Raw genomic sequence first — 25413 nt, 5'->3', positions numbered from 1 at the left:
CGGGTATCGCGGCAGGCCAAAGATCTGTAGGAGTGAGCTTGCTCGCGAAGACTGAATTCCAGTCGATGCTTATTCAGCGAATGCACCGGCCTGTTCGCGGGCAAGCCACACTCCTACAAGGGTTGCGCGGCGCTGGCTGGATTCGTGAACGGGCCACAAGACCTGTAGGAGCGCGCTTGCCCGCGAAGACTCGGTCTGTGGCGCCTCGGCGGACGTCATTGCACGCCGAACACCGCCGTCCAATAAATGCCCGCGTCGCTTTTCGGGTCGACGGCGTAGGCGGCGCCGAGTTCGCGGAATTGCGGGTTCATCAGGTTGGCGCAGTGCCCGGGGCTGGCCAGCCACCCGTCGACGACTTTGCGGGCGTTGTCCTGGCCGGCGGCGATGTTCTCGCCGATCTGCTGACCGATGTAGCCCGCCAGCTCCGCGCGGTCGCCAGGGGTGCCGCCGTTGCGGCCTTTGTGATCGAAGAAATTATTGTTGGCCATCGAGCGGGAGTGGCTCTCGGCTGCGCTGGTGAGGTTGTCGTTCCAGGTCAGCGGGGACGCCGCTGAATAAGGCTGACCACCGCATTGATGGGGCGCGGAACGCGCTGCGTTGATCAGATCGAGCATCTTGCGGCCTTCAGCCTGCGAATTACCCAGACCGCCCGCCAGCAGCGGACGCGCAAGGACGATGCGCCAGTCGCGGTCGGCGCGGCTTACGCCGATGTCGACAAACTGCGGGTTGAGCACCACCTGACAGAAGCTTTCCTGAATCGCCGCCATTGCCGATTGCGCATCGCGCGGGCCGGAAAGGGTGATGGCCTGCACCGTGACCATCGGATAAGACGCCCGCGCCAGCATCGGTTGCAGGTCCACGGTGCCGGTGGCCGGAAGGTTCAGGCGTGGGTCCGTGGTCAGCGGCGGCAGCTCTTGCGAGGCCAGGTTGGCGCAAGGCTGCGCCTGGCTGCGATAGGTATTGATGGACTGGATCAGTTGCGTTTCTTCGCTGGCAACCGCCGTCCCGGTCACCAGCAGCACCCACAAGGCGGCAAGAGGCGTGATGAATATTCTGAAACGCATGGAAATCTCCCTTGAACTGACGCGCCCATGATGCGCGATTTTGCCGGTAGCGAAATAGTCTGAGCCAAACAATCGGCGGAGGTTGCAGTTTTGCTTGAGGATTTTGCAAACATTGTCTGCAAGATGGCCGCCGTGACAGCCCGCGCGGGGGCCGTACGCCCGCAACGATTGACGTGAATGGCGGCGTGATGAAGAGGGCGGGACGAGCCGAGAGGGGGCAGCACACTCGATATGCATGCGTGTCGGGAAACGACCAGGCGGGCCATCCACGCTGGCAAAGAATGCAGTGAAGGGGCAGGCCGACGATGACGGCTGGGGAAGTGGAAAGCACGTAGCCGCCCGGCGAGGCGAACGGCTACCGAATCAGCAGCGGGTTACAGCGTCGCTTTGACTTGCAGGCCGAGGATCAGCGTGTTGTCGATGTCTTCGCCATAGAACGCACCCGGTTCGATGATGTACTGCAGCGAAGGGCGGATCGTCAGCCACGGCGCCACTTGCGCACCGTACGTCATTTCCACCAGGCCTTCGCCGCTGGCGAGATCAGGAAAGTCCTGCCCGTTGGCGAGCGCGGCGTTTTCCTGCACGTCACGGCTGCGCGAATTGAACACCGCGCGGCCGTAGCCGATGGCGACGGTGTCGTTGGGACGCGACACGAACGGCTTTTTCAACGCAAAACCTGCCGAATACCAGCGGCGAAACGGCGCGGCGGCCGCACTGGCGTTGGAGAACTGCGCGAACATGTGCACGTTGCGCCCGGTCACGTCAGTGGAGTTCCAGATGTCCTGATCCATCAGGAAATACGAGCCTTCGCGCCCGCCAACTTGCTTGCTGGTGCCGATGCGCGGCGCGTCCGAGGTGTCGTAGTAGTAACCGACGCGGTATTCGCCGGGCATCTCGCCCAGCACGTTGTAGATGGCCTCGATGGGCAGGATGTTGCCGGTGCTGTCCTTGGGCGTCACGTGCCAGGCCCGGCTGGAATCGCCATTGCTCGCCGCGTCGACTTTATACGCAGCGACTTGCAGGGCGAAGTTGGGCGTGAAGCGGTATTTTGCCGTGCCGCCCAGATGGGCATTCGGGTAATTGCTCCAGCCGCTGCCGCCGGACATTGCCAGCGGGTGGCCGCAGAAACCGGCGTTCATGAAGTTGCACAGGATGCCGCTGGTCAGGCCGCCCAGGTCGTTGCCCATGGCCAGGTAGCCGAGCTTGACGTTGAGCGCCGGCGTGAACAGCGTGTTCTCGTAGCTCAGTTCGGTCAGGCGGGTATAAAGGCCGCCGTAGTTTTCCTGGACCGGCAGGCGGTTGCCCACCAGATCGCCCGAGCCGTCGTTGCCGCGCCGGTCATTGATGGTCAGCTGAATGCGACCGCCGCTTTCGAGATCGAACAACTTGCCCAGATCGAACTGTGCACCCAGCTTGATGTTCTGTGAGTACCGCGTGCCGCGCTGTTTGCCGCCGTGGGCGTTGTAGACCGTCTCGCCGCTGTAGTCGCCGGTGATCTTCACGCCCTGCGCCGCCAGCCTGCTGCGGTTTCCTTCCCAATCGCCAGTCATCGTCGACCGGTCCTGCCAGTCATCGGCCATCGATGGCGAAGACGCGGCCAGGGCCAGCATCGAACCGGCGACAAACGCCACGGAGAGCCCGCGGCGGGAACCGGGCTCAGCAGAAAAATGCGAAGGAATGCTCATTAATCAACCTGAAGTGCAAAGGCGTCGCAGGGACGAGGGCAGTGAAGGCGAGGCCGCACGCGGGTGCGCTCGCAAGCGGGCGCCATGAAACCATAATTATGGACCAACCGGTTAATCCATTATCGCGATTGCGACTATCGTCGAAGTCCATGGTCGCGGGGTATCAGGGTGGCCGACTGCTGAAGCCGTGGCTGCTGGGGCCAGCTTTACCCCAGCAGGATGGGGCGATGCGATGGCCACCGCCGCATTGACCTCTATGGCCGGTACGGGCGCTGTCAGCCTGATTAACAATAAAGGCAACTTAGGCGCGGCCTTGAAAGAGACGCTCAGCAGCGACGCTTTAAAAAATGCGGCTATTTCGGGGATGGTTGCCGGGTTTACTACAGGGGTAACCGACCATAAATTAGGAGGAACAACCAAGCCTTTCAACAGCCTGACTAAAGGGTTTGATTTAACGACGCTTGAGGGTATTCGCGGTTTTGCAGTTCACTTGGGTGCTCAAGGCATAACATCAGCAGTTGTTGAGACGGCGGTCAATGGTGGGCGCCTTAGTGATAACTTGCTGTCAAATATTACTAATCAAGCCGGAGTTGTCGCCGCCGCCGTTGGGTTTAGTCAGGTAGGTTATTTCGCACAAAAAACAGTACCTGACAGCGCTTGATAACAATGATTCGGCGGGGATGTCGCTTTGGGCTGAAGGAATCAATGCAATAAATCTCCAAGGAATTTACTCCGGCGATTTTTTTGGCGAGTATCAGGAGTTCTATAAAAACAACCTAGCGAGCAAGCCAAATATAACTTCAGCATCCCCGAATGGGGCCAATTTGTCTGCCGGTACGATTTCCGGCGCCAACGCATTGATTTATTACCCGCCGATGGAGGATACACCGATCAACCCATCTTTGCTAAACTGCGCACGTCAACGCGGCGTGCAAATTAAACAGGTGGGCGTTAAGTGAGCAATTTGGTAGCAGGGATAAGCGTTTCGCTTAGTACAGCCGATGATTTCTCGGAGGGTAATATTGCCGCTGGAGTTATTAAGGCAATTTTCGAGTCTCCCGTTAATTTAAAGCCTGTTCGTTACGGACTGTTTTCGGGTGACGAAATTATTGAGCGCGCCGAAGACGTTGTGCGAGTTCTCGTCGGGCAGGAACGTAAAAGTGAGGCTGGTGGGGTGGTCTTGTCGGCCAGTAAAGATTGTGAATACCAGCTCCAGTGGGATCGGGCAAATAATTTGCTGTCTTATGTTGGTGGTTTTTTATTGTCGAACGCTTATCGGCGGAATCCCAAAATTTTGCATGACTATCTGTCTTTCATCAAAGATCTGGCGGTGGTGTGCAATGTCGCGTATGGGGAAATTAGAAGTATGAGCTGCGATGGATGGGATACACCGTTTAATTTGATGATGCGCCTTCCAGAGATTCCAAATGTGTCCATTTATGGTAGGCCTTATGTGGAAATGTTTGGCAGAGATAAAATTGAGAATGCTCCTTTTCACCAGGTTGAGCAAATCGCCAATGATATCTACTGGCTACAGTCAACAGCAGATGTGACTGAAATGGTGTCGGGTTCTACTCGAGAGAAAATTCGCGGTTATTTTGGTGAGAATGCCTACATGGTAGGCAAAAAATGGCGATATAAAGACGGCATTCATCCGGAGTGGAATAAATATATGTCGTAAGCTTCAAGCGGAAAGCCTTTGTCAATATGCCTCTTCAGAATTTAAAGAAGTAGTTATGGATTTTTTGCGGTAAGGCCATTGGGGGCCTGGAATTATCAGATGGTGACCGGATTTAATTGTGACTGATCTTGTGACGAGTCTGTTATCTGTGGCGAAGTTGCCAAAGAGCGCACCGTCGCCTCACTGGAAAGCGACACTCGTGGCCAACTGCACAAGGACTACGCAGACAGTGCTGCACGCATCGAAGCGGCCAATGACCTGAGCGTTTCCGCAGGCCGAGACATCAACAACATTGGCAGCGCGTTGCAGAGCGGGCGCGACCTGACCCTGAGTGCCGGACGTGACGTCAACACCGTTTCCAGCCAGGTGGCCGACAGCCCGGTACTGAACCGCAAGCACACCAGCAGCGATGTCACCCAAATAAGTGCGACGGTGAGCACAGGGCGTGATCTGTCAGTGCAGGCTGGACGAGATATCACCGCCATCCCGACCCAGATCGATGCCAAGCGCGATATCGCGATTGCAGCCACCGAGAACGTCACCATCGCCTCGGCGGCCAATGAAGATCACTACCTGTCCAAGAGCAAGAAACTGACGATCCAGGAGGATCATGTCCATCAGGTCTCGACCGAGATCAACGCAGGCGGCAGCGTCGCCCTCAGTGCCGGGCAGAACCTGGCCGTCATCTCAAGCCGCATCACCGCAGGCGACGAAGCCTACCTGGTGGCGGGCGACAAGCTCGACATTCTCGCCGCTCAGGACAGTGATTACTCGCTCTACAACAAGAAAAGCAAAGGCTCGTTCGGTAGGAAGAAAACCAAGCGTGATGAGGTGACGCACGTCACCAACATCGGCAGCGAAATCACCTCCGGCGGCAACATGATGCTGGTCAGCGGAGGCGATGAGCACTATCAGGTGGCTAGGCTAGAGAGTGGCAAAGACCTGACAGTCGATAGCGGTGGTGCAATCACTTTTGAAGGTGTGAAAGATCTTCATCAGGAAAGTCATGAGAAGAGCAACAGCAGTCTCGCCTGGACGTCGATGTCGGGTAGGGACGCACCGATGAAACCCTGCGCCAGAGTGAGCTGATCGCCAAAGGCAACCTGGCGATCAAGGCGGTGGATGGCCTGCACATCGATGTGAAGCGGGTTAATCAGCAGACTGTCAGTCAAGCAATTGATGCGATGGTCAAAGCCGATCCCGATCTGGCTTGACTGAAGGACGCCGAGAAGCGGGGGGATGTTGACTGGAAGCTGATCAAGGAGACGCACGACTCTTATAAATACAGCCATTCGGGCCTCGGTCAAGGTGCGATGCTTGCGATCATTATTACCGCGTCGGTATTGACGGCTGGAGCGGCACTTTTAGCCGTACGTATTTTCGCCGCTGTGATAGGTGCAAAAACGGTCGCCGAAGTGGCAGATGTTCTGGCAAGCAAATCCGCTGCCGCCATTGCTAAAGATTCTGAAAAAAACCCAACCAAAAACCTAAACCCTGACAGTTCTAAGACTGATGCCGAAGCAGGAGCGCCGTATTCCCATCCGGTGAGAGACTCAGCTGTAGATCTCAACGCACAAGCCTCGCTTGACGTAGGCAAAGTTACGGCGCCAATAGATTTTGACGGGCACATACTGAGCGCTGAATTAAAACAAAATGGTGATGTGGTAGGCGGGCATTCGATCGCGACCGGAGAAGTTAGAGTCATAGCCGATACAGTCGAGTCGCCGAACGCACAGGGAGTCTATAAAGCTAAAATTGAGGTTGCAGATCCGGCTAATCCCGCGCAGTATCTTCCAAAAAGTAACAATGGTGGGTTCTCGACAATGTTTCCTGATTCTTGGAGTGCTGACCGTGTAAAGGATAAAGTGGATGAGGCGTTCAAGAATAAAACCGTGGTAGGTAACAGATGGAACGGGGTAACTCCAAGCGGGGTAAAAGTGTCTGGTTGGCTAAGCCCTAAAACTACGGTTTTTCCATTTTTATAGGTAGGTCTGGATGAAATTACGTTTTTTTTGGAGCATCATGTTTGATAGTCTGTATCCCTTATGTGAGTCAGATACGACCAATGAATACGATGTGAGTCCTCTTTTATGCCTGTTGACCGACGACGGAGGGCAGCGACCTATTGATACGATTCTGTGGCTTGAGGAAGGCTTGCGTAGGATAAAATCAGCCGCGGATGCGGGCGAGGAGCTCTATTGGAGTCGGGAAAGTTGGGGGGTTAAGCTATCAGCTTCAATAGCGATAATATACTCATTGCATGACGAGGATTGTTCTGAAACTATTGATGTTCAATTCTTCGAGACGGTCTTGTGCGAGTGGATTAACTTTATTCAAGCAGCGCCTAAAGCTGGTGTGACCAAGAGTTTAATATCCTAGGGCTGTGGGTAGGGATTGATCTGATTTAAAGATAAAACTAGACTCGGCCCTACGTGATGTCCATTTAGGGCATGAAGCTGGTCGGTATATTATTTGGTTTGCGACCAGGATTTGAATACTGTTAAAGAAAAAAGCGCTCCTAGAAATAGGTGTCAAAGGGAAAAGTTATTGTAGGTATGGACGGTAGAGTAATTAACGCATTTCCTGTTCATGAGAGATAGTATGATGGACATAGATTTTAAAGTTATATCTGTTTCTTCTGGAAAGAGTGATGTTGATGTGATTGCTTATACGGAGGGTGAGGTGAATTTTTTATATGAAGGGCAGCGATTTCTTCTTTTGGAGCACTGCTTGCTGGTTGAGTTTGCTATTGAGCTTGTTAGATGGCTTGAGGACGCTGGCAAGTTTGAGGGGGCTATGCTGTATTATGTCTCCATGGATGAAGAAGAAGAGCCTCTGCTGTCGCTGACTTCTTCGCCACTTGAAAATGATTATGAGGTAGGATCGTGTTGGTTGTTAAGCGGTTTCAAGAAGCGCATTCCATTTAATGAAGCCGTATTTGGGGCGCGGATTTATATTGAAAATTTAAAGACGTATTTTGCTCGCGAGTTTGATGTAGATCTCGATACCGTTTTTCAGCGAGTGCTAAGTAGGTAGCATGGGGTTTGTATTTAAAGGGTCTGAAAGGGGAGAGTTTGGTCTTTGATTTGATCGGTAGAAAATTCTTTGCCAGATTTGCAGTTCTACTTTGAGCTTGCTCGAAAAGATGAAGCCAGGATGGCAAGCGTCCTTGATGCGATCACTTCTTCAAGCGAGTTTCAGATGGGCAGTTACTTTGGGCGATGGTGCACCGAAGCGGTTGGTGTGGTGAGAGCGTTCAATATCGATGATTCGCTTTGCTGGGCTTTGAGCATTACCCATGAGATTTTATCCATCGCAGCGAGAGCAGTACAGATTCCAAAAGAGATGCAGGAAAAATTGGTTTCGGAAGTTTTTAATAGTTAGCGCTGATACGCCTGCTCGATATATCTCTCAGGCGTGAGCCCAAAAACCAGGCCAGACATCCCGCCGGCAGCCAGTCGAGTGATGGGCGTAACAAGGTATGATACGGACGCCCGGCGCTTGTGAACGCAGCGCCGCACGTCTTTACCCGAGTCAGGAAACGCATGCCCATCATCACCCGCCTTGAAAACAGTCCGCCGGAATCGATCGAGAGTCAGATCACGCAGATGGTCATCGACTACGTGACGGACATCAGCATGGTCGCGATCGCGCCGAGCAACCCGTTGTATCCGTTGTACCAGTACGGCGTCGGCCATGAGGTGCATCAGTACCTACAGGCCATGAACGGCTCACGAGGTTTCCCGGTGGAGCTGATTGTCGCGCTGGACGATGAGGATCCCTCCATCGTTGCAGGGTTTTTGCTGTATCTGCCGGTGCAGGATGATCCCGATGCGTGCGCCGTGGCGTACATGGCGGTCCATGCCAGCCGGCGTCGGCAAGGCATCGCCCGAGCGATGCTGGCAGCGATGACCGCACGCTATCCCCACGCGGAGCTGGCCTGCTTTGTCGGCAAGGTCAGCTGGTTCGAGGCAATGGGCTTTCAGGTCCTGAGCGCGCGGGGCCCGCAGGTGCTGCTCAATACCCGTGACCACCAGACTGACGGCCTGCTGGCAGTGCTGGATGTGGCGCCAATCTATAACTCGCTCGAAGTGCGGCAGATTCACAGCTACCTGCTCAAGCAGAACGGCAAGCGTGCGATGGTCGACGCGGAGAAGCAGCGGGACCGTCACCTCGATCAGTTGACCCGTCAGGCGCGGGAGTTCGTGCAACAGCGGCTGGGGCAACTGCCTGAACCCGATCTGCCGGCGCCACCGCGGGTGCAGTGACCGCTCGATGTGCAGCGCCTGATACGGGGTTCTGACGAGGGGAAGGGCGGGTGTCAGGTCACTTCAGATCACACGCTCGTCCAGGTCGAACCCGTCGGGGCGCTTGCTCCACATCTCCAGCAGAAAATCCGTTTCCTCGTGCCTGAGGGTGCGCTGCAGTGACAGGTGCGAATCGAGCAAATCATGGGCTCCCCGGCCATCCATCGGACAGCCGTCGATGGCATGCAGCCAGTGGCAGGCGAGTACCGCGCCGTCAGCGGTCAGGCTGTCGCGCATGCGCTCGATGACTGCGACGAAGGCGTCTGGGGTCAGGTAATACGCCCACTCGCTGACCACGATCAGGTCGAACTGGCCAGTCGGCCAATCCTGCGGCAGACAACCCTGTATGACCCGAGCGCGCGAATACTGGCTCAGCCGTTGCGTTGCCAGTTCCACGGCCCGCAGGCTCATGTCCATGCATAAAAGCGCGTCGCTGCGTTGGGCCAGACGCAGACTCAGCTCGCCATTCGCGCAGCCCGGCTCGAACACTCGTGCATAGCGCTGGCGAGGCAGCGCGGCCAATGTCAGGTCACGTTTGCGTTGTTCATACCAGCGTGTGCGGAAGGCCCAGGGGTCGTCGTTGTCGGCGAACAATTCATCGAAATACTCGGCAGGAAGGCTCACAGAAACACCAGTTCGAAAGGCTGCAGCAGGCGCTCCAGCGTGGCGGGGCTCAGCACCGGCGCAGCGCCGGTGCTGGGATCATCGTGCAACTGACTGGCATGCGCAGTGATCGCCAGCCGTTTGCGCTGCAGTTGCGCGTCGCTGAGCATCAGCTTGCGGGCCTGCTCCCACGGAATGCGCGGGTCATTGGGTTCGGCCCAGTGCCAGGCCCACACGGGAATCTCCAGCAGAGTCGCGCCGGTGTTGGCCACGGCTTGCGCGGCGCAGTGGCCGACGGCTTCATGATCACAGTGGCCGTCGTGGCGCCAGGTGCTGAGCAGCACGTCGCCAGGGCGCAGATCTTCGGTCAACAGGGCAATCAGTGTTTCGGCGTGGGCTTCGACCTGGCCATCGGGCATGCCCAGTCGTTGCCAGACCAGCCTGGAAACGTCGAAGCCCAGATTGGCGAGGGCCTGCTCGCTTTCCTTGCGCCGTGCACTGCGCAGGTTCGGCGCGGGCCAGTGGGCGGAGCCGGGATGGCTGCCTTCGCCATCGGTCACGGCGATCAGTTGCACATCGTCCTGGCGATCGGCCATGGCCGCCAGCAGCCCGCCGCAGGCCAGGACCTCATCGTCCGGATGGGGCGCCAGCACGATCAGCCGAGACCCCGGCGGTACCAGTTCGTCACGTGTGACAGGCCGACAGCCGCGCAGGGCCACGCTGTTTTGCCACTCACTGAGCGGCGTGCCACTGACGCCGAAGGGCAATTGCTGCGTCATAGTGACCAGTCCTCCGCGTCCCGCGCGGCAAGCAACTGGCCCAACTGGGCCAGATCACGCTCGGCGTGGCTTTGTCTGATGAACACCGGCAGGTCGGCCGCCAGCCGGGCGAAGTGTGCATCACGGCAGAACGGCGTAGCGCCAAGGGCGCGACCGACATGACGGCTGACCTGCTCGACGGCCATTTCAACCTGCGCCCGAAGACGCCGGACCGGCAAGCGCGCATCCTCGCGCGGGTGAGCGTCGATCCAGGCGGCGCATTCACGCATGGCCGCCGCTGCGCCCAACAGCGCGGCGTCGACGCTGCCCAGGTGCGCATCGGCGTGGGGATCGGGGCGGCCCTGGCGACGTTGTTGGTGCAGCGATCTGGCCAGCGCTACGGCGGCGCCGTACCAACCTGCTGCAATGCCCGCGCCGCCTTGCCAGAAGCCCGGCCGCGCCAAGTAATCGCCGCTCTCGCCGACGCAATGTCCCACAGCGTTGTCGAGGTGAACGTCCACGCTTGCGGTACTGGCCATGCCGACGGCTTGCCAGGCCTGGGCGTCGATGCTGACGCCCGGCTGATCGAGCTGCACGGCGACAAGGTAAGGCAGGTCATCTGCATCCCATGCGGTGAGCAGCGCGTAGTCGACCTGTTGAGCGCCGGAGCACCAGGCCTTGCGGCCATCGAGGCGGACCTGGCCGTTGTCCGGCTGGCTCACCCGAACGCGGGCATTGGGAGGCTCGGCGGCCCAGACGCCCCAGATGCCGTGTACGGAGAACGGCGCAGCGTTCAGCTCGGCGAGGATCGCCAGGGCGTCGGTGTGGCCTTCGAACAACTTGAACAACGCCAGGTCGATCCCTGCGACTGCGGCCAGTTGCTGCCAGCGGGCGAGGGTGCGGCCGGCGCCCGGCAGTGGCAGTCGATCCAGGTCCGACTCGATGCAGCGGATCATCGCGGCACGCAGTGCTGCGTCCGGCGCGGCGGCGTTGAGGCGCTGGGCAAAGGACGCCAGTGCGGTTTCGAGGGTGATTGCGTCGTCGCGCATGCCTGAGTTTCTCCCGGCGTTTCAGGGCTGACGCGTAGTGCGCAGGCTGTTCATCGAATTCGGCATTGATCGCGGTCCGGGGTTCAATAAGAATCCGCGCCGATTGCGCGTGCAGGGTCGGGCGACAGGACGTGGTGCTCGAACGCAGTGCCAGGCCTGTGCGGTTTTGTCGCACCCGGCAGTCAGAGGGCCGGGCGTGCGCGGACCCGCAACGCGGTAGAATCGCGCCCCATGAAATTCGTCCGAACCCACCAATCGCTCATTGCCTGGATGCTCTACGGCGCCATCCTGTTCAGCGGGCTCGTGTGCAGCCTCAGCCATGGGCAGATGCTGCGGGCGTTCAACCAGTTCAGTGCGCAAAACAGCGCGGACGAGGTCTGCAGCGAGCACCCCGGCATGTCCGCCGTGGCTGGCGACACCCGGATGGACATGGCGCAGATGGGCGATCATGCGCAGTTGATGAAACTGTCGATGACCGACTGCGCATTCGCCGGCACGCTGGCGCTATCGCTGGTGTTTTTCGTAGGTCTTACCTGGCTGGCGAATCAACGGCGCAGGCCGCAACTGCGTTACGCCCCTCTGCTGCGCAAACCCCCGCGACATCTCTTTCCCGCGCTGCTGCCCCAGGCGCCCTGAGCGGGCGGCCCGCAATGTCCGGGCGCGAAGGCCGGGCACCGCTGTTTCGCTCGATCCTCCTTGGGCTGCCCGGCTACGCCGTGTGCGGGTCGGCAATGTTCCGGGCTGGATGGAAAAGGGCTGGCGTCTATGCTGGCCATTGTTTGCGAGAGTTCGTCTTATGAATGATTTACTCACCCGCCGTCAGGTGGTCACCGGGATGGGCCTGCTGGGTCTGGGCCTGCTCGCCGGTTGCGATGGCTCGACCACCGCGCTGGATTTCAAATACGGCAAGGACCTGAGCAACAAGATCATGGGCCGTACCTTCAAGCTCACCGACACGCAAGGCGAGGTGAAGACGCTGTCCAGCTATCGCGGCCTGATGCCGATGGTGTTCTTCGGATTCACCCAGTGTCCATCGGTGTGTCCGACCGCTCTGGCCCGCGCAGCGCAGATCAAGAAGATCATGGGCGAGGACGGCAAAACCTTGCAGGTCATCTTCATCACCGTCGATCCGGAGCGCGACACTTCGCAGATCCTCGACGCTTACGTCAAGCAGTTCGACCCAGGCTTCGTGGCATTGCGCGGTACGCTTGCGCAAACCGAGCACGTGGCCAAGGAGTTCGGCGTGTTCTACGAGAAAGTGCCCATCGGCGACACCTACACCATGTCCCACACCGCCACCAGCTTCGTTTTCGACTCACGCGGTAACCTGCGCCTGGGCCTGTCGCCTTCACTTTCCGCCAAACAATGCGCGGAAGATCTGCTCACTGTCATGGAGGTTTGCTGATGACCCCTCTGTTGCGCAACTCGGCCCGGGCCGCACTCATTGCATTGCTTGCCGCTGCGGGTGCTTCGGCATCAGCGCAAACGCGCGTCGACGACGCCTGGGTGCGCACGTCGGTGCCCGGTCAGCCTTCTTCCGGCGCGTTCATGCGCCTCACCGCGGACACCGACAGCAAGCTGCTGAGTGTCAGTTCTCCTGCGGCCACGGACGTGCAGATTCATGAGATGAACATGACCAACGACGTCATGCGCATGGGCCCGGTGGATTCGGTCGCGCTGCCAGCGGGCAAGACGGTCTCGCTGGACCCGGACGGCTATCACGTGATGCTGATGGGGCTGGTGGGGCAGATCAAAGAGGGCGATCAGGTGCCGCTGACCCTGACCATCGAAGACGCCAAGGGTGGCCGCGAAACCCTGACGGTCAAGGCGCCGGCCCGCGCCGCGATGGACACGATGAACATGGACCATGATCACGGCGCGTCGCACTGACGCCTCGCACCAGAAGCAACGGGCGCCGGTCGCGATGGCCGGCGCTCAATCCATGAACGCGTTGGTCAACAGCACGACATTCAGCCCGATGATCAACAGCGCAATCGCCCACGCGGTGATGGTCAGCACGCGACCTGTGACGAAGCTGCCCATGAGTTGCCGGTCCGAGACGAACCGCACCAGCGGGACAATGGCGAAAGGCAGCTGCATCGACAGAATCACCTGACTGAGCACCAGCAATTTGGCCGTGCCCTGCGCGCCGTACAGGCTGGTCACCACGATCACCGGAATGATTGCCAGCCCTCGGGTCAGCAGACGACGCACCCAGCCCGGCAGCTTCATGCGCAGAAAACCTTCCATGACGATCTGGCCCGCAAGGGTGGCGGTCACGGTGGAGTTGATCCCCGATGCCAGCAAGGCCACGGCGAACAGCATCGAGGCGACGCCGACGCCGAGCATGGGCGACAACAGGTGATACGCCTGCTCGATTTCCACCACATCGGTTTTGCCGGCCTTGTGGAAGACGGTTGCTGCGGTGATCAGAATCGCCGCGTTGACGAACAATGCCAGGGTCAAGGCGATGCTGCTGTCCGTTACCGCCCAGCGCAGGCCGATCCGTCGGCCTTCGTCGGTGCGCGGGTAGGCGCGGGTCTGGACGATGGAGGAGTGCAGGTAGAGGTTATGCGGCATGACGGTGGCACCGATGATGCCGATCGCCAGATACAGCGCGGCCGGGTTGGTCACCACTTCGGCCTTCGGAATGAAGCCTGCGAACAGCTCCGCGAGGTCGGGGCGGGCTAGCACCATCTGGATCGCGAAACAGCCGAAAATGATCAGCAGCAGCGCGATGACGAAGGCTTCGAGGGCACGGAAACCCTTACCCATCAGCAGCAGAATCAAGAACACGTCGATGGCCGACAGCACCGCGCCCCAGACCAGCGGGATGCCGAACAGCAGGTTCAGGGCAATGGCGGTGCCGATCACTTCGGCCAGGTCGCAGGCGATGATCGCGGTCTCGCAGGCCAGCCATAGCGCGATGCAGACCGGCCGGCTGTAGCGTTCGCGGCAAGCACGCGCCAGGTCCCAGCCGGTGACGATGCCTAGGCGTGCCGAGAGCGCCTGCAACAGAATGGCCATCAGGTTGGACAGCAGAATGACCGAGAGCAGCATGTAGCCAAATTGCGAACCGCCGGCGATGTCGGTCGCCCAGTTGCCGGGGTCCATATAGCCGACCGCGACCATGTAGCCGGGGCCAGTGAAGGCCAGCAGGCGCTTGAACCAGTTGCCGGTTTTGGGCATTGCAACGCTGGCGCTGGGCATGCCGCCGCCCAGTGTGTCGTCGTCGCCGGGATTGGCCCGGTTTTTTATCGGTTGCATGAAAAGTCGTTCCGGCTGGGTGTAAATGAGCGGTGCAGAACCCACACCGGACGTCAGCGCCCGGTACCCGCTATAGACAGGGTTAGCTCATTAACGAGGGCGCCGCCAACGAGTTGAGGTAATCGCCGAAACCTTCCTTGCATCGGTAGTTTTTTCGCGCGCTGGTGACGACGCTGTTGCGTGCGGTCCACGCGATTCTCGCGCCGATACGCTGCAGGTCCTCGACCAGGTGCACATCTTCATGGGCGGACAGGGCTTTGAAGCCACCTGCCCGTTGATAAGCCTTGGCACACACGCCCAGGTTGGCGCCATGAATATGCCGGTGGTCCTCGACGGGACGATACAGCGCGTCGTAGCGCAGGCGCACTTGCTCGGGATGCTCCGACCAGTCGCTGACCTGAACGATGCCACACACCGCGTCGGCTTTCAGGCTCATCTGCTCGGCGAGCCACGCATAAGGCACGACGCTGTCGGCATCGGTAAACGCCAGCCAGCGGGCGCCGCGTTCGAGCATCAAGCGCGCACCCGCGGCACGGGTCATGCCGACATTGCGGTACTCGCACAGATGCGTCAGCACGCTGTGGGATTGGGCCACGCTGGCGGAGTCATCGGTGCAGTCGTCGAGCATGATCAGGATCTCTACCGGCTCGCCCGCGAGCTCTTCATGAGCACTGGCGGCGATCAGCGATTTGATGCAGTCATCCAGAAAATCTTCTTCGTTGTGCGCAGGGACAATGATTCCAATCATGTATCGATCTCGTCTCGGCACCAGCGATGGTCGTGGCGTCCTTTCAATGTCGACCTGCGCGGCGAAAAAATGGTTGCAAGTATTTTCGCTTGCGAAGGCGACTGAACCTGTAACCGCGCGTGTCTGTTTCGCCATATGAAAGACGCCGCTATCGAGCGGCGTCTTTTGTCTTACGGTGCAACCAGGCCCGAGGCCTGACGGTTATGCGGCGATCAGCGATTTGCCGATGGCTTCGTTAAAGGCCGGCAGATCATCCGGCGTGCGTGAGGTGATCAGGGTCCAGCCGTTGGCCGGGCACTGTTTGACTTCGGTGTCGACCCAGCCTGCCGCTTTGGCATTGAGCAGGTCAGTGCGCACGCTCGGGTATGACGTCAGGGTCTTGCCCTCGATCACGCCTGCATCGATCAACAGCCACGGGCCGTGACAGATGGCTGCGACTGTCTTGCCGGCCTTGGCGAACTCGCTGACCAGGCGCTGGGCATCGCTGTCCTGGCGCAGGGTGTCGGCGTTGACGGTGCCGCCGGGAATCACCAGCGCATCGAACTGGCTGGCGGTCAGGCCGGCAAGCTTGCTGTCGGAAGTGACACGCGAATCCTTGTCGGTGTCGTGCAGGAATAACTGGGCGGCACCGCCTTCGATCGTGGCATGGGTGACGGTTGCGCCCATGTCTTTCAAGGCTTGCAAAGGCTTGAGCAGCTCGTCACGTTCGATCCCGGTGTTGGCCGTGATGATCAGTACCTTCTTGCCGTTCAGTTCAGTGCTCATGTTCACGATCTCCTCAATGGTTGAAACGACGTCGTGTTGCCTGCAATGCAGACGTGCGAATGCTGACGTGTTGGTTTTCAGAGGCGGACGGAAAACTGAAAGTTCAGGCCGATTGCCTGACCGGGCTACGGTCATATTGCCGCGGGGCCGTCTAAAGAAAGGCTTTCACCTGGACGAGTGCCGTGGACACTGTCCGCGAGCGCTCGTCATGGCTGAAGGGTAAGGGCGCTTTACAGGCAGTCGCGGGCGGCCTGTTCCAGCGCGTTGCGACCGAATGCCGACGAGAGCGGCGCCCGCTGGTAAAGGAAGACGCGAGTCGTGGGGTTGCCTTTGTAGATTTCCAGAATCTCATCGGAGGCGACTTTGCTGACCACCAGCAACTTGTAATGCCCCTTGCTCTCGGTCATGGAAGCATCTGGCTTGATCTGTTGCCATTTGGGAAACACGCACTGCGCGTATTCGGAAGCGCTTTTGCGGGTGTCCAGATTCAGCGACGGGTTATTCGGTGTAGAACTGCAGCCAGCAAGGGCAAGGGCCAACGCAGCTGTCGGCATTAAATGACGCATCATTCATCCTGAATAGTTAAGAGTAATCGTGTCGGGCACAGGTGCTCCGCAGTCCGTTCAATGCGCACTTCGCCGTTGTTCTGGAGTGGGGCAAAGTACTGTTCCGTTCCTTGCAAGTGTGCACTTGAGCAAGAACCGAAATCATTTGCATCGATGCTGCAGTCATTGTTTTTTTCGGAGGCTGCGTATGTTGACCAGCCGCAACGAAAATGAAAAGCGCGAGTGGCAAAAAACTGCCGATCGGACAGTGGGCTGAACGAGCTTAGAGAGAGGTGCGGGGGAGGCGCTGCGGGAAGGGGATGGGCAGAGCGGCTGCCGCGAAGCAGCCGCGAGCGATTTACAGAATGCTGATCGGGTAATCCACGATCAGACGGAATTCGCTCAGATCGCCTTCGCCCTGATCGGCGTTGGCGTTGTGAAAGGCCTGGCGAATGCGGAACGAGAGATCCTTGGCCGGACCGGTCTGGACGACGTATTTGGCTTCGATATCCGTTTCGTGATGCTTGCCGTCACTGCCATACAGTCCGACGTAGCGGCTGTTGGACGGGGTGTGGGTGCCATCGACGTTAGAGCCGTTCAGGTAGCGGGTCATGAAGCTCAGACCCGGCACGCCGTAAGTGGCCATGTTCAGGTCGTAACGGATGCCCCAGGATTTTTCACCCGGACCGTTGAAGTCCGACCATTGAACGGAGTTGGCCAGGAACACCGAGTCTCCGCCTTCACCACCGCCGTTATCACCGGTACTGGCGTAGTCGAACGGGGTGTCGCCGTGCACTTTCTGATACGACAACGTCAACGTGTGCGCACTCAGGAATGAATATGCGGCCGACGCCGAATACGTGGTGTTATTGATCGTGCCGGCCTTGGCCTGACCTTCATCCAGGGTGCGATACAAGTTAACGTCGAACAGCAACGATTGTTCATCGCTCAGTGGCAACGTGTAGTTGGCGTTGACGTAGTACTGGTTCCAGATGTCCTTGAATTCCGAACCGTAGAAGCTGACACCCAATGCCGGGGTGATTGCATATTTGGCACCGGCAAAGCTGACGCTGTCAGCGGTCACGCCTGCATAAAGGGCGTAAATATCATGATCGTGGTTACTGGTAATGCCGCTGTTGGTGCTGGTGTAACGACCGGCTTCCAGATCCAGTCCGTCAAACTCACTGCTGTTGAGATTGAAACCGGTGGCCGATTGCGGAAGCAGGCGGCTGCCGCCCACGGCAAATACCGGAGAAGTCGGTTGCATGTTGCCGTAGCGCAATTCGGTCTTTGAAATCCGCATCTTGATACTGCCGCCGGCGGAACCGTAACTGTCGCGCGGATCGCCGTCATCGTTGACGGGCAAGTTGCCGGTGCCCGAGTACTTGCTTTCGCCGTCGAGCTTGACGCCCCAGTAACCGTAGGCATCGACGCCGAAGCCGACAGTGCCCTGAGTGAAGCCGGAGCTGTAGTTGGCGATGAATCCCTGAGTCCAGTCGCGATTATCGACACCGCCATTGGTGCGGTTGCGATTGAAGTAATAGTTGCGCGCCAGAACATTGAGGCTGCTGTCTTCGATGAAACCCTTGGATTCGGATTGATCGGTAACGGATTCCGCCCATGCCATTTGACTCACTGCGGCCGAAACGGCCAAGGCGACCGCGCTCCAACGTGTTGAACTCATCGTTTTAATTCCCCTGGTATAGATATGGCTCACAGGCGTGCCCATACGATCCGCTCGAAGTGGCGGCGAGTATGAGAAAACCGGGCATTACGGCAGGCTGACTAAAGTTCAGCGAGTGGCTGAAGTCGCAGAATGTTTATAGATATAAGACGTTGCGGGCAACGTTGAATGATCTGCGTCGTGGCGTTTTATATCACGGCTGTCTTGTTTGGCAGGGGCCAATATCAGTCGGGAATGGTTAAATAAAATTAACTGTCGAACCTGCGTGCGCTTGATTAGTCTCGAGAAAGTTGAAGTCACTCTCATCGCTTCAATGCTCTTTTATTTAACCGCCCTCCCTCTGTGGCGGTTTTTTTTGCCCGTAACCCACGGTTGAGCAACACCGGCTTTACCATTCGCTTGCACGGGTTAACATGATGCACTCGATTGAAAAGGTTCACGCTGCCATGCGAAACGTCTTGTGCATCGAAGACGACCCCGATACTTCCCAAGAAATCGCCGCGCAATTGCGCCGCGTCGGTTATACGGTCGAATGCGTGGCCGACGGCGCCCTCGGTTTGCAGCGAGCGTTGAGCGGAACATTCGATGCGATCACGCTGGATCGCATGTTGCCCGGGCTCGACGGGCTGGGTGTCATCACATCGCTGCGGGCTGCTGGTGTGCGCACGCCAGTGCTCATGATCAGCGCCATGAGTGATGTCGATGACCGGATACGCGGCCTGCGTGCCGGCGGTGACGATTATCTGGTCAAGCCGTTCGTGTCAGAAGAGATGGCCACGCGCATCGAGGTGCTGCTGCGCCGCAACAACGACATCCCGGAGCGTGAGACCGTGTTGCAGGTCGCCGATCTGGTGCTGGACCTGCTGAGCCGCGAGTTGCGTTGCGCCGGACGGTCCATCGCGTTGCCGGCCACCGAGTTGCGCCTGCTGGAGTTTCTGATGCGTAACCCGGATGTGTTGGTGACCCGCGCGCTGATTTTCGAGGTGGTCTGGGGCTATCACTTTGATCCGGGCACCAAGCTGATCGACGTGCACCTGACCCGGCTGCGCAAACGTCTGGAAAATCTGGGCTGTGCACCGGTCATCACCACGCTGCGCGGCTCCGGATTCAAGCTCGTGACATCGGCTGCGAACCCTTGACTGCTGGCCACTGGCCCACTAATTGCTGTCGCAACGTACACGATGACTGAATGGAGACGGCTTGTCGCGCGCTGGCCGCTGCGTTCATGCAGTGCGCGGGCGCCAGGCCAATGAATGCTTATGTCTGCGGACCTTTCCGACCTGACCGCCGCGCGCTGCGCCGAGGTGCGTCCGCGCCTGTCGCGCACCACCACGTTCCGCTTGACGGTGACGTATGCCGCGGTGCTGGTCATCGTGGTCGTGTCGTTGATCAGCCTGATCTACTGGCAAGCGGCTGACTACATGGTGCGCCAGGGTGACGCCATCGTCACCGGGCAAGTCCGGGCCCTGTTGTATGTCGACGCCAACGATTTGCCCGACGAGATCGATCGCCTGCAGGCTGGTGATCTGCGTGGGGTGATCCAGTACGGTCTGTTCAGCGCGCAAGGGCGCTATCTGCGCGGCAAAGTTTTCTCGTTGCCGCCAGGCGTGATGCTCAACGGCAAGCCCCATGACTGGCTGGAAACCGGCTTTGAAGACGGCGCAAGAGCAGTCGCCAAGCGCCTGCCCAATGAGCAGATTCTGTTCGTCGGCTACAACGCCAAGACCCTGGCAGGCCTGCGCGACATCATCTTTGACTCACTGTGGTGGAGCGCCGTGTTGATTCTGGCGATCGGTCTGGTGCTCGGCGTGCTGCTGGGCGTGGGGCCATTACGGCGGGTTCGTGCGGTCCAGATCATCAGTCAGCGCATTGCCAGCGGTGACCTGTCGCAACGTCTGCCGCTGTCCGGGCGGGGCGACGAACTGGACGCGCTGTCGTCACTGGTCAACCGCATGGTGAGTGAGATCGGCCTGCTGCTGGAGGAAGTCAAAAGCGTCGGCGACAACGTGGCCCACGATTTACGCACTCCGCTGAACAAGCTGCGCGCGCATCTGCATCGCACGCTGGAGGACTGGTCCGAGACACCGGACGAGCAGTTGCAGGTTCACGTGGAAAAGTCGCTGCACGCCGCCGATGTCCTGCTCGGCCGTTTTCGTGCGCTGCAGCGCATCGCCGAAATCGACAGCAATGCGCGCCTTGCACGCATGGCCACGCTCAATCCCGCGCCGCTGCTGGAGGAGCTGTTCGAGGATTATCAGGCCGTGGCCGAGGAGGAGGGCATTCGCCTGAGCCTGCGCGCCGAGCCGGTGCCTGCCTTGGTGGCCGACCGCGAACTGCTGGCGGAAGCGGTGATGAACCTGCTGGACAACGCCCTGAAGTTCACTGCGTCAGGGGGCCACGTGCAGATGGGCCTGAGGCTCGCGATGGGCCGCGTGCGCATCGAAATTCAAGACAACGGGCCCGGGATTTCCAGCCAGGATCGTGAGCGGGTGCTGCGCCGCTTCTGTCGTGGCCAGCACGACCCACTGGTGAGCGGTGCCGGACTTGGTCTGGCGATTGTTGCGGCAGTCGCTCGTGCCCATGACTTCGATCTCTGCATGGAAGACGCACAGCCCGGTCTGCGCGTCGTGCTGCAGGCGCGACCTGCCTGAGCTTGCGATGTTCTCTTGAGCGAGAGGCGGCGAGCGCATCCGACCTGATTCCTCCACTGAAAGTGCACAGTGTTGCTCGGTCATCGTTATTTATGACTTGACCCAAGATTGATTCGCTTTAGAGTGAGCATGAACGAGCGTTATGTTGATTGTCATGGTCATCATCGAGCACGCTCAATTGTTCGCTTCGGAGGAATAAATGTCTGACCCACTGCAAGAAGCCGCGTATGCCGTGCTGTTGCCTGCGTTTGCCGAACTTGAACTGGACGATGCAGTGCGCCGTTATCTGCAGCGCGGCGGCGTGTCGATCCTGCTCGGTGAAACCCGTGACGAATACCTGGCGCGGCGCATGAGCTTCGAGCGACGACGCGCAGAAACACAGGCTCATTTCACGCGCATCGCCGAGGACGCTGCGGCATGTGCTGGCGGTCCCGTGCTGATTGCCGTCGACCAGGAACTGGGCGGGATCCAGCGTTTGCATCATCTGGTACCGGGCATGCCGTCCGCCGAGTTGCTCAAGGATCTGAGTTGCGAAGAGATCGAAGCGCGGTCTTATGAGATGGCCAGTTCGGCACGTGTCATGGGGATCAATCTGTTCCTGGCGCCAGTGGTTGATGTCGTCACCGGGGTCAATCCCTGGCTGCACAACCGCAATCTGGGCGCCGATGCCGCCCAAGTGGCGCGCATCGCCTGCGCCTTTATTCGCGGCGTGCAGCGCGCCGGGGTGATTGCCACGGCGAAACATTTTCCCGGTCACTCTCAAACCGAGCACGATCCTGCAGTGGCGCGCGCGACAGTGCCCGGATCGCTCGAAGCGCTCGCCGATGGACTGGAGGTCTTCCGCAAGGTCATTGCCGCCGGCGTGCAAGCCATCATGCCGGGGCCAGCGGTATTTCCGGCGCTGGATCCGCTGCAGTCCGCCAGCACCTCGGAAGCGGTGATCGGCCTGTTGCGCGATCGCCTGGGTTTCGACGGCCTGATCATTTCCGACGACCTCGACGCCGTGTCGATTCTGCGCGGCAACAACCTTGCCGACACGGCCGTTGCAGCGTTGCGTGCCGGTGCGCATCTGCTGTTGGTGTCCAGCGAGGCGGGGCTCGATGACCTCGCCCAGGCGATCGTCGACGCCGTGGCGGCCGGCCGTCTTGATGCGCAGCGCTTGTTGGCAGCGGCAGAAAAGGTACGAGGTCATGCACAGGCCAACCGTGCGCAGGTCGAGGCGGGCCTGTATGTGTCCTATCCCTTTGCAGGCGGACACATGACGCGTCGGGTCATGCGCTGATCGGCGTGAGTGAAGGGCAGGGGAGATGGTAGGCAGAATCCATGCTGCATTGCACAATGCCTGTTGTTATCGCTCCCGTCCCAGTCAGAGAAGGAATGCCCGATGAGCTGGTCCGCCAGGCAGTATTCAATGTTCGAACAGCAGCGCACGCGTCCGGTCCGTGATCTGGTCGCAGCGATTCCCACCACCGAGGTCAACGTCGCCGTCGACCTGGGTTGTGGACCGGGTAACTCCACGCAAGTGCTGGCCGAACGCTTTGCAAACGCGACCATCCGTGGCGTCGACAGCTCCGACGACATGCTCAAGGAGGCACGCCAGCGCCTGCCGGAATTGAGCTTCGAACTGGCCGACATCGCCACGTGGAGACCCAATCAGCGTTTTGATGTGATCCTGGCCAATGCTTCGCTGCAGTGGGTTCCGGATCATGCCGAGCTTTATCCGCGGCTGGTCAATCTGCTGAATCCGGGCGGTACGCTTGCGGTGCAAACCCCCGACAATCTGGAAGAACCGGCCCATCGCCTGGCGCGTGAAATTGCCAGCAGCGGCCCGTGGGCGGACAAGATCGGCAGCGTCAGGCATCCCGACCGTCACCCGGCACGCGCTTACTTCGAATGGTTGCAGCCTCACTGCGCAGAGGTCGACGTCTGGCGCACGACTTATCATCACCCGCTTGCCGGCGGACATGAGGCGGTGGTGGAGTGGTTCAAGGGGTCGGCGCTGCGACCTTACCTGCAACGGCTGGAAGAAGACGAGCAGAGCGCATTCCTCGAGACGTACCTGCAGGCGGTCAGTCAAGCCTATCCGGCGCTGGCTGACGGGACGGTACTGCTGCCGTTTCCTCGTCTGTTCGTGCTCGCCACGCGTTGAGGTCAGCGAGGCGTCCAAGCGCCAGCACCCTGCACTCGGTTGACCTTCAGTTATAACCATAGATCGTTTCGATCTAGGTTTTTAGAAGAAAACGCAAGGTCCTTAGACGAAAAATAGCTATCCTGCCCGCCAGTTTTTCGGATGCACGTTGGTCAGGCAGAGCAATGGATTTTGGCAATGTAGGTTTCGTCGTCGCCGGCCTGGTGGTCGGCTTCATCGTAGGCATGACGGGTGTCGGCGGCGGGTCGCTGATGACGCCGATCCTGCTGTGGTTCGGCATCAATCCGGCGACCGCTGTCGGCACGGACTTGCTGTACGCGGCAATCACCAAAAGCGGCGGGGTCCTGGTCCACAAGAAGAATGACAACATCGACTGGGGCATCACGGGCTGGCTTACCTTGGGCAGCGTGCCTGCCGCGGGGCTGACGCTCTGGTTTCTCAGTACGCTGCACACCGCTCCCGATTCAATGAACACGGTGATCAAGCAAGCGCTCGGCGTGGTGCTGCTGCTGACGGCGCTGGCGATCTTCTTCAAAAAGCGTCTGCTGGCCTTCGCTCAGCGGCATGCGGGTGACCACTACCGCCTGAGTGCCCGCAGCCTGAACGGCCTGACTGTGCTGACGGGGGTAATCCTTGGTGTGATGGTGGCGCTGACGTCCATTGGCGCCGGCGCGCTGGGGACGGTGGCGTTGTTCATCTTGTACCCGTTTCTCGACACCCGACGCCTGGTCGGCACTGAAATCGCCCACGCAGTACCACTCACCCTGATCGCGGGATTGGGCCACGCGAGCATGGGCAACATGAACTGGTCGATGCTGGGTTTCCTGCTGATGGGGTCACTGCCGGGCATTTACATGGGCAGCCACCTTGCCGGGCGTGTGCCCGACGCCGTGCTGCGTCCGTGCCTGGCGGCGATGTTGATCGCGATCGGTTACAAACTCGCGTTCTGAAGACCGGGCGCGATCATGCCGCATCGCGCCTGTCCACCACCGGCCTCAGAGGCTGGAGCGAAACGGTATCGGCTCGCGGGAAACGTAGCGGTCGGTCGCGGCATGGCCCACCATCTCGTCGTAGACCACCGGATGCACGATGAACAGCGGCACTTCCGCAACGGCCGTCAGGCACTTGCGCGCTTCCTCGACCGACGCCACATGCAGGACGCCGCCCTTGGGGCTGCTGATGGCATGAGACGTGCCCTTCATGCGGGCATGGATGACGTATGACCCCCCTTCAACGGAAATGAGGTCCAGTTCTTCAACCTCGCCCGCCTTGATGTGCTTACCCAACTGATCCAGATCCATTGCGGCACCTTCTTACGCATTGCGCGTTTTATGTTCCATGGATTGATGCAAAGGCCCTAGAGGCGGCCTGCATGCATTGGAAGGGGCGAGAGGACGACGAGTTCAAGGCGATTGAACGCGGCAGGATAGGAGGGCGCCGGTAAGGGTGGCCGCAGGCGTTGATGCGGCCCTGCGCAAGAGCGCCGCGGGCGTCCGCGAAACGGACCCCGCGGCGGTGTCGGTCAGCAGAGCTTGTCGATGACGCGCACGTCCGGCTGTTTCTGCGCTGCGCCCCATTCGGCGCTCAGCGTCTCCAGCACTTGCCCCAGGAACTGCTTGTCGGCCGCTGCCTTCTTGCCGACATAACCATGGCCCTTGCGGTACATCTTCAGCCGTGCACGCATGTGCGGATGCTGCTCGGCGAACTCTTGCTCTTCGGTACAGGCACCCAGGCCGTCCATATGGACATCACCTTTCTCACAGACCCAGAGAATATGGCTATCAAGGGAGTCCTTACGCGCCGCGAACAGTCGAGCCAATTGATCAATGGTAGGTTGATTGTTCAGATTCATTGTTGGATACCCCTTTTTGACCACTCGTCAATCTATCTGGTTAGTTCAAACGTAATGGCGAATCCTCGGTCGATTCGCAGTCCTTTTGCTCACGCTGACAAACAAGGTCCGTCGGTACACAGAGCCGGTGCCGGGCCGTTTGGATGTGCTGTCGATGGGGGCTGAAACGCAGAGGTCGAGACCAGGAAGAGGAATGGCGGACATCACGAGGACACGGGCGACGTGGTCGACCACAAGTGTCATGAGGATGTTTCGCCAGCACCCGGCCCTGGTGGGTCGATCCTGCGGGTTCCGCTTCATCAATCTGCCTTGTGGGCAGCACACATCCAGAGGATGTTCGACGGCTGTGTCGAACGAGCCCGGAATACTTTTGCCAGCTCTCCCGATCGGGGAGACGCTTGAACTATGCAGTTGCAAAATCACTTCGTCAACCGTTTTGTAGTGAAATATTTATCGCACTACAAAATATGTAGTTTTCGAACACGAAGGTCCGATCGTGACTACAAGGTCAATGTTTACGGGGGCTTGGCGGCATGCGCCGCCGTGATCCCGAAAAAAATCAGGCAGGACAAACGGCTAGATCTCTTTGCTGACCCACTGGTCTG

General features: G+C 59.2%; 27 protein-coding genes and 1 pseudogene. 16 read left to right on the top strand and 12 right to left on the bottom strand.

What is annotated here, in order from left to right:
* Positions 1 to 215 precede the first annotated feature (215 nt).
* Both QRN36_RS18710 and QRN36_RS18705 read right to left on the bottom strand, forming a co-directional pair.
* The gene (locus tag QRN36_RS18710; protein ID WP_285425419.1) at positions 216 to 1064 is read right to left on the bottom strand and encodes a CAP domain-containing protein; all 849 of its coding nucleotides are present in this window, start codon (positions 1062 to 1064) and stop codon (positions 216 to 218) included.
* Between the two features lie 374 nt (positions 1065 to 1438).
* Entirely contained in the window at positions 1439 to 2674 is a 1236-nt protein-coding gene (locus tag QRN36_RS18705; protein ID WP_285425424.1) for a carbohydrate porin, read from the bottom strand.
* A gap of 307 nt (positions 2675 to 2981) precedes the next feature.
* On the opposite strand from QRN36_RS18705, the gene QRN36_RS18700 reads away from it, so the two are divergent.
* From QRN36_RS18700 to QRN36_RS18665, 8 genes and pseudogenes are all read left to right on the top strand, one after another.
* Positions 2982 to 3410 carry a DUF637 domain-containing protein gene (locus QRN36_RS18700; RefSeq protein WP_285425418.1) on the top strand — a complete coding sequence of 143 codons (429 nt, stop codon included), beginning with the start codon at positions 2982 to 2984 and terminating at the stop codon, positions 3408 to 3410.
* Positions 3411 to 3429: 19 nt separating this feature from the next.
* Positions 3430 to 3708: a hypothetical protein gene (locus tag QRN36_RS18695; RefSeq protein WP_285425417.1), complete on the top strand. Its 279-nt coding sequence runs from the start codon at positions 3430 to 3432 to the stop codon at positions 3706 to 3708.
* Entirely contained in the window at positions 3705 to 4430 is a 726-nt protein-coding gene (locus tag QRN36_RS18690) for a hypothetical protein (protein ID WP_285425416.1), read from the top strand. The genes QRN36_RS18695 and QRN36_RS18690 overlap by 4 nt, the downstream gene beginning before the upstream one ends.
* A 138-nt stretch (positions 4431 to 4568) precedes the next feature.
* A pseudogene (locus QRN36_RS18685) lies at positions 4569 to 5887 on the top strand (hemagglutinin repeat-containing protein); the annotation flags it as partial.
* A gap of 87 nt (positions 5888 to 5974) precedes the next feature.
* Positions 5975 to 6415, top strand: a complete 441-nt coding sequence (locus tag QRN36_RS18680) for an EndoU domain-containing protein (protein WP_373568768.1) — start codon at positions 5975 to 5977, stop codon at positions 6413 to 6415.
* A gap of 616 nt (positions 6416 to 7031) precedes the next feature.
* Complete coding sequence (locus QRN36_RS18675) at positions 7032 to 7466, top strand: hypothetical protein (RefSeq protein ID WP_285425415.1); 435 nt, start codon at positions 7032 to 7034, stop codon at positions 7464 to 7466.
* Positions 7467 to 7535: 69 nt separating this feature from the next.
* Positions 7536 to 7814 (top strand): PoNe immunity protein domain-containing protein, encoded by a 279-nt coding sequence (locus QRN36_RS18670; protein ID WP_285425414.1) that lies wholly within the window; start codon positions 7536 to 7538, stop codon positions 7812 to 7814.
* A 161-nt stretch (positions 7815 to 7975) separates the two neighbouring features.
* On the top strand, positions 7976 to 8698 hold the full coding sequence (locus QRN36_RS18665; protein ID WP_285425413.1) for a GNAT family N-acetyltransferase: 723 nt from the start codon (positions 7976 to 7978) through the stop codon (positions 8696 to 8698).
* Positions 8699 to 8761: 63 nt separating this feature from the next.
* Here QRN36_RS18665 and QRN36_RS18660 read toward each other — a convergent pair whose 3' ends face one another.
* Genes QRN36_RS18660 through QRN36_RS18650 form a run of 3 tightly spaced genes read right to left on the bottom strand, consistent with a single transcriptional unit; the run spans position 8762 to position 11147 of the window.
* Entirely contained in the window at positions 8762 to 9361 is a 600-nt protein-coding gene (locus tag QRN36_RS18660; protein WP_285425412.1) for an SAM-dependent methyltransferase, read from the bottom strand.
* Positions 9358 to 10119 carry a PIG-L deacetylase family protein gene (locus tag QRN36_RS18655; protein WP_285425411.1) on the bottom strand — a complete coding sequence of 254 codons (762 nt, stop codon included), beginning with the start codon at positions 10117 to 10119 and terminating at the stop codon, positions 9358 to 9360. Before QRN36_RS18655 ends, QRN36_RS18660 begins: the two co-directional genes overlap by 4 nt.
* Positions 10116 to 11147: an acyl-CoA dehydrogenase gene (locus QRN36_RS18650; RefSeq protein WP_285425410.1), complete on the bottom strand. Its 1032-nt coding sequence runs from the start codon at positions 11145 to 11147 to the stop codon at positions 10116 to 10118. Before QRN36_RS18650 ends, QRN36_RS18655 begins: the two co-directional genes overlap by 4 nt.
* A 231-nt stretch (positions 11148 to 11378) precedes the next feature.
* Here QRN36_RS18650 and QRN36_RS18645 point away from each other — a divergent pair, with 231 nt between their 5' ends.
* The 3 genes from QRN36_RS18645 (at position 11379) to QRN36_RS18635 (ending at position 13037) form a co-directional block, all read left to right on the top strand.
* Entirely contained in the window at positions 11379 to 11783 is a 405-nt protein-coding gene (locus QRN36_RS18645; protein WP_285425409.1) for a DUF2946 family protein, read from the top strand.
* Positions 11784 to 11943: 160 nt separating this feature from the next.
* Positions 11944 to 12552, top strand: a complete 609-nt coding sequence (locus QRN36_RS18640) for an SCO family protein (RefSeq protein ID WP_285425408.1) — start codon at positions 11944 to 11946, stop codon at positions 12550 to 12552.
* Positions 12552 to 13037, top strand: coding sequence for a copper chaperone PCu(A)C (locus QRN36_RS18635; protein ID WP_285425407.1), 486 nt, complete (start codon positions 12552 to 12554; stop codon positions 13035 to 13037). The genes QRN36_RS18640 and QRN36_RS18635 overlap by 1 nt, the downstream gene beginning before the upstream one ends.
* 45 nt (positions 13038 to 13082) lie before the next feature.
* On the opposite strand, the gene QRN36_RS18630 is transcribed toward QRN36_RS18635, so the two are convergent.
* The 5 genes from QRN36_RS18630 to QRN36_RS18610 form a co-directional block, all read right to left on the bottom strand.
* Positions 13083 to 14357 (bottom strand): Nramp family divalent metal transporter, encoded by a 1275-nt coding sequence (locus QRN36_RS18630; RefSeq protein WP_285425422.1) that lies wholly within the window; start codon positions 14355 to 14357, stop codon positions 13083 to 13085.
* Positions 14358 to 14496: 139 nt separating this feature from the next.
* Complete coding sequence (locus QRN36_RS18625) at positions 14497 to 15162, bottom strand: glycosyltransferase family 2 protein (RefSeq protein WP_285425406.1); 666 nt, start codon at positions 15160 to 15162, stop codon at positions 14497 to 14499.
* 201 nt (positions 15163 to 15363) lie between these two features.
* Positions 15364 to 15927, bottom strand: a complete 564-nt coding sequence (locus QRN36_RS18620) for a type 1 glutamine amidotransferase domain-containing protein (RefSeq protein ID WP_285425405.1) — start codon at positions 15925 to 15927, stop codon at positions 15364 to 15366.
* Between the two features lie 230 nt (positions 15928 to 16157).
* On the bottom strand, positions 16158 to 16493 hold the full coding sequence (locus QRN36_RS18615; protein WP_285425404.1) for a hypothetical protein: 336 nt from the start codon (positions 16491 to 16493) through the stop codon (positions 16158 to 16160).
* Positions 16494 to 16830: 337 nt separating this feature from the next.
* Positions 16831 to 18156, bottom strand: a complete 1326-nt coding sequence (locus tag QRN36_RS18610) for an OprD family porin (RefSeq protein ID WP_285425403.1) — start codon at positions 18154 to 18156, stop codon at positions 16831 to 16833.
* Between the two features lie 446 nt (positions 18157 to 18602).
* Here QRN36_RS18610 and QRN36_RS18605 point away from each other — a divergent pair, with 446 nt between their 5' ends.
* From QRN36_RS18605 to QRN36_RS18585, 5 genes are all read left to right on the top strand, one after another.
* Positions 18603 to 19295 carry a response regulator transcription factor gene (locus QRN36_RS18605; RefSeq protein ID WP_285425402.1) on the top strand — a complete coding sequence of 231 codons (693 nt, stop codon included), beginning with the start codon at positions 18603 to 18605 and terminating at the stop codon, positions 19293 to 19295.
* A 120-nt stretch (positions 19296 to 19415) separates the two neighbouring features.
* Positions 19416 to 20807, top strand: coding sequence for a HAMP domain-containing sensor histidine kinase (locus tag QRN36_RS18600; RefSeq protein ID WP_285425401.1), 1392 nt, complete (start codon positions 19416 to 19418; stop codon positions 20805 to 20807).
* 199 nt (positions 20808 to 21006) lie between these two features.
* A complete protein-coding gene (locus QRN36_RS18595) occupies positions 21007 to 22089 on the top strand; it encodes a glycoside hydrolase family 3 N-terminal domain-containing protein (protein ID WP_285425400.1) in 1083 nt (360 codons plus the stop codon).
* A gap of 102 nt (positions 22090 to 22191) precedes the next feature.
* The gene (tam, locus tag QRN36_RS18590; RefSeq protein WP_285425399.1) at positions 22192 to 22956 is read left to right on the top strand and encodes a trans-aconitate 2-methyltransferase; all 765 of its coding nucleotides are present in this window, start codon (positions 22192 to 22194) and stop codon (positions 22954 to 22956) included.
* A gap of 164 nt (positions 22957 to 23120) precedes the next feature.
* Entirely contained in the window at positions 23121 to 23906 is a 786-nt protein-coding gene (locus QRN36_RS18585) for a sulfite exporter TauE/SafE family protein (RefSeq protein ID WP_285425398.1), read from the top strand.
* A gap of 45 nt (positions 23907 to 23951) precedes the next feature.
* On the opposite strand, the gene QRN36_RS18580 is transcribed toward QRN36_RS18585, so the two are convergent.
* Together QRN36_RS18580 and QRN36_RS18575 are read right to left on the bottom strand one after the other, a co-directional pair.
* Positions 23952 to 24257 (bottom strand): DUF6482 family protein, encoded by a 306-nt coding sequence (locus QRN36_RS18580; protein ID WP_285425397.1) that lies wholly within the window; start codon positions 24255 to 24257, stop codon positions 23952 to 23954.
* A gap of 221 nt (positions 24258 to 24478) precedes the next feature.
* A complete protein-coding gene (locus QRN36_RS18575; RefSeq protein ID WP_093458970.1) occupies positions 24479 to 24808 on the bottom strand; it encodes a hypothetical protein in 330 nt (109 codons plus the stop codon).
* Positions 24809 to 25413: the final 605 nt, after the last annotated feature.

It is taken from the genome of Pseudomonas sp. efr-133-TYG-103a, from assembly GCF_030209235.1.
GTDB lineage: Bacteria > Pseudomonadota > Gammaproteobacteria > Pseudomonadales > Pseudomonadaceae > Aquipseudomonas.
Note: the sequence above shows the minus strand (reverse complement) of the source record. Positions and strands in the feature narration are given on the sequence as shown.

Excerpts from the sequence above, each read along its gene's own strand:
- QRN36_RS18710 (WP_285425419.1), bottom strand. The coding sequence starts at position 1,064 with ATGCGTTTCAGAATATTCATCACGCCTCTTGCCGCCTTGTGGGTGCTG.
- QRN36_RS18705 (WP_285425424.1), bottom strand. The coding sequence starts at position 2,674 with ATGCTGGCCCTGGCCGCGTCTTCGCCATCGATGGCCGATGACTGGCAG.
- QRN36_RS18700 (WP_285425418.1), top strand. The coding sequence starts at position 2,982 with ATGGCCACCGCCGCATTGACCTCTATGGCCGGTACGGGCGCTGTCAGC.
- QRN36_RS18695 (WP_285425417.1), top strand. The coding sequence starts at position 3,430 with ATGTCGCTTTGGGCTGAAGGAATCAATGCAATAAATCTCCAAGGAATT.
- QRN36_RS18675 (WP_285425415.1), top strand. The coding sequence starts at position 7,032 with ATGATGGACATAGATTTTAAAGTTATATCTGTTTCTTCTGGAAAGAGT.
- QRN36_RS18665 (WP_285425413.1), top strand. The coding sequence starts at position 7,976 with ATGCCCATCATCACCCGCCTTGAAAACAGTCCGCCGGAATCGATCGAG.
- QRN36_RS18655 (WP_285425411.1), bottom strand. The coding sequence starts at position 10,119 with ATGACGCAGCAATTGCCCTTCGGCGTCAGTGGCACGCCGCTCAGTGAG.
- QRN36_RS18650 (WP_285425410.1), bottom strand. The coding sequence starts at position 11,147 with ATGCGCGACGACGCAATCACCCTCGAAACCGCACTGGCGTCCTTTGCC.
- QRN36_RS18645 (WP_285425409.1), top strand. The coding sequence starts at position 11,379 with ATGAAATTCGTCCGAACCCACCAATCGCTCATTGCCTGGATGCTCTAC.
- QRN36_RS18640 (WP_285425408.1), top strand. The coding sequence starts at position 11,944 with ATGAATGATTTACTCACCCGCCGTCAGGTGGTCACCGGGATGGGCCTG.
- QRN36_RS18635 (WP_285425407.1), top strand. The coding sequence starts at position 12,552 with ATGACCCCTCTGTTGCGCAACTCGGCCCGGGCCGCACTCATTGCATTG.
- QRN36_RS18630 (WP_285425422.1), bottom strand. The coding sequence starts at position 14,357 with ATGCCCAGCGCCAGCGTTGCAATGCCCAAAACCGGCAACTGGTTCAAG.
- QRN36_RS18625 (WP_285425406.1), bottom strand. The coding sequence starts at position 15,162 with ATGATTGGAATCATTGTCCCTGCGCACAACGAAGAAGATTTTCTGGAT.
- QRN36_RS18620 (WP_285425405.1), bottom strand. The coding sequence starts at position 15,927 with ATGAGCACTGAACTGAACGGCAAGAAGGTACTGATCATCACGGCCAAC.
- QRN36_RS18615 (WP_285425404.1), bottom strand. The coding sequence starts at position 16,493 with ATGCGTCATTTAATGCCGACAGCTGCGTTGGCCCTTGCCCTTGCTGGC.
- QRN36_RS18610 (WP_285425403.1), bottom strand. The coding sequence starts at position 18,156 with ATGAGTTCAACACGTTGGAGCGCGGTCGCCTTGGCCGTTTCGGCCGCA.
- QRN36_RS18605 (WP_285425402.1), top strand. The coding sequence starts at position 18,603 with ATGCGAAACGTCTTGTGCATCGAAGACGACCCCGATACTTCCCAAGAA.
- QRN36_RS18600 (WP_285425401.1), top strand. The coding sequence starts at position 19,416 with ATGTCTGCGGACCTTTCCGACCTGACCGCCGCGCGCTGCGCCGAGGTG.
- QRN36_RS18595 (WP_285425400.1), top strand. The coding sequence starts at position 21,007 with ATGTCTGACCCACTGCAAGAAGCCGCGTATGCCGTGCTGTTGCCTGCG.
- tam (WP_285425399.1), top strand. The coding sequence starts at position 22,192 with ATGAGCTGGTCCGCCAGGCAGTATTCAATGTTCGAACAGCAGCGCACG.
- QRN36_RS18585 (WP_285425398.1), top strand. The coding sequence starts at position 23,121 with ATGGATTTTGGCAATGTAGGTTTCGTCGTCGCCGGCCTGGTGGTCGGC.
- QRN36_RS18580 (WP_285425397.1), bottom strand. The coding sequence starts at position 24,257 with ATGGATCTGGATCAGTTGGGTAAGCACATCAAGGCGGGCGAGGTTGAA.
- QRN36_RS18575 (WP_093458970.1), bottom strand. The coding sequence starts at position 24,808 with ATGAATCTGAACAATCAACCTACCATTGATCAATTGGCTCGACTGTTC.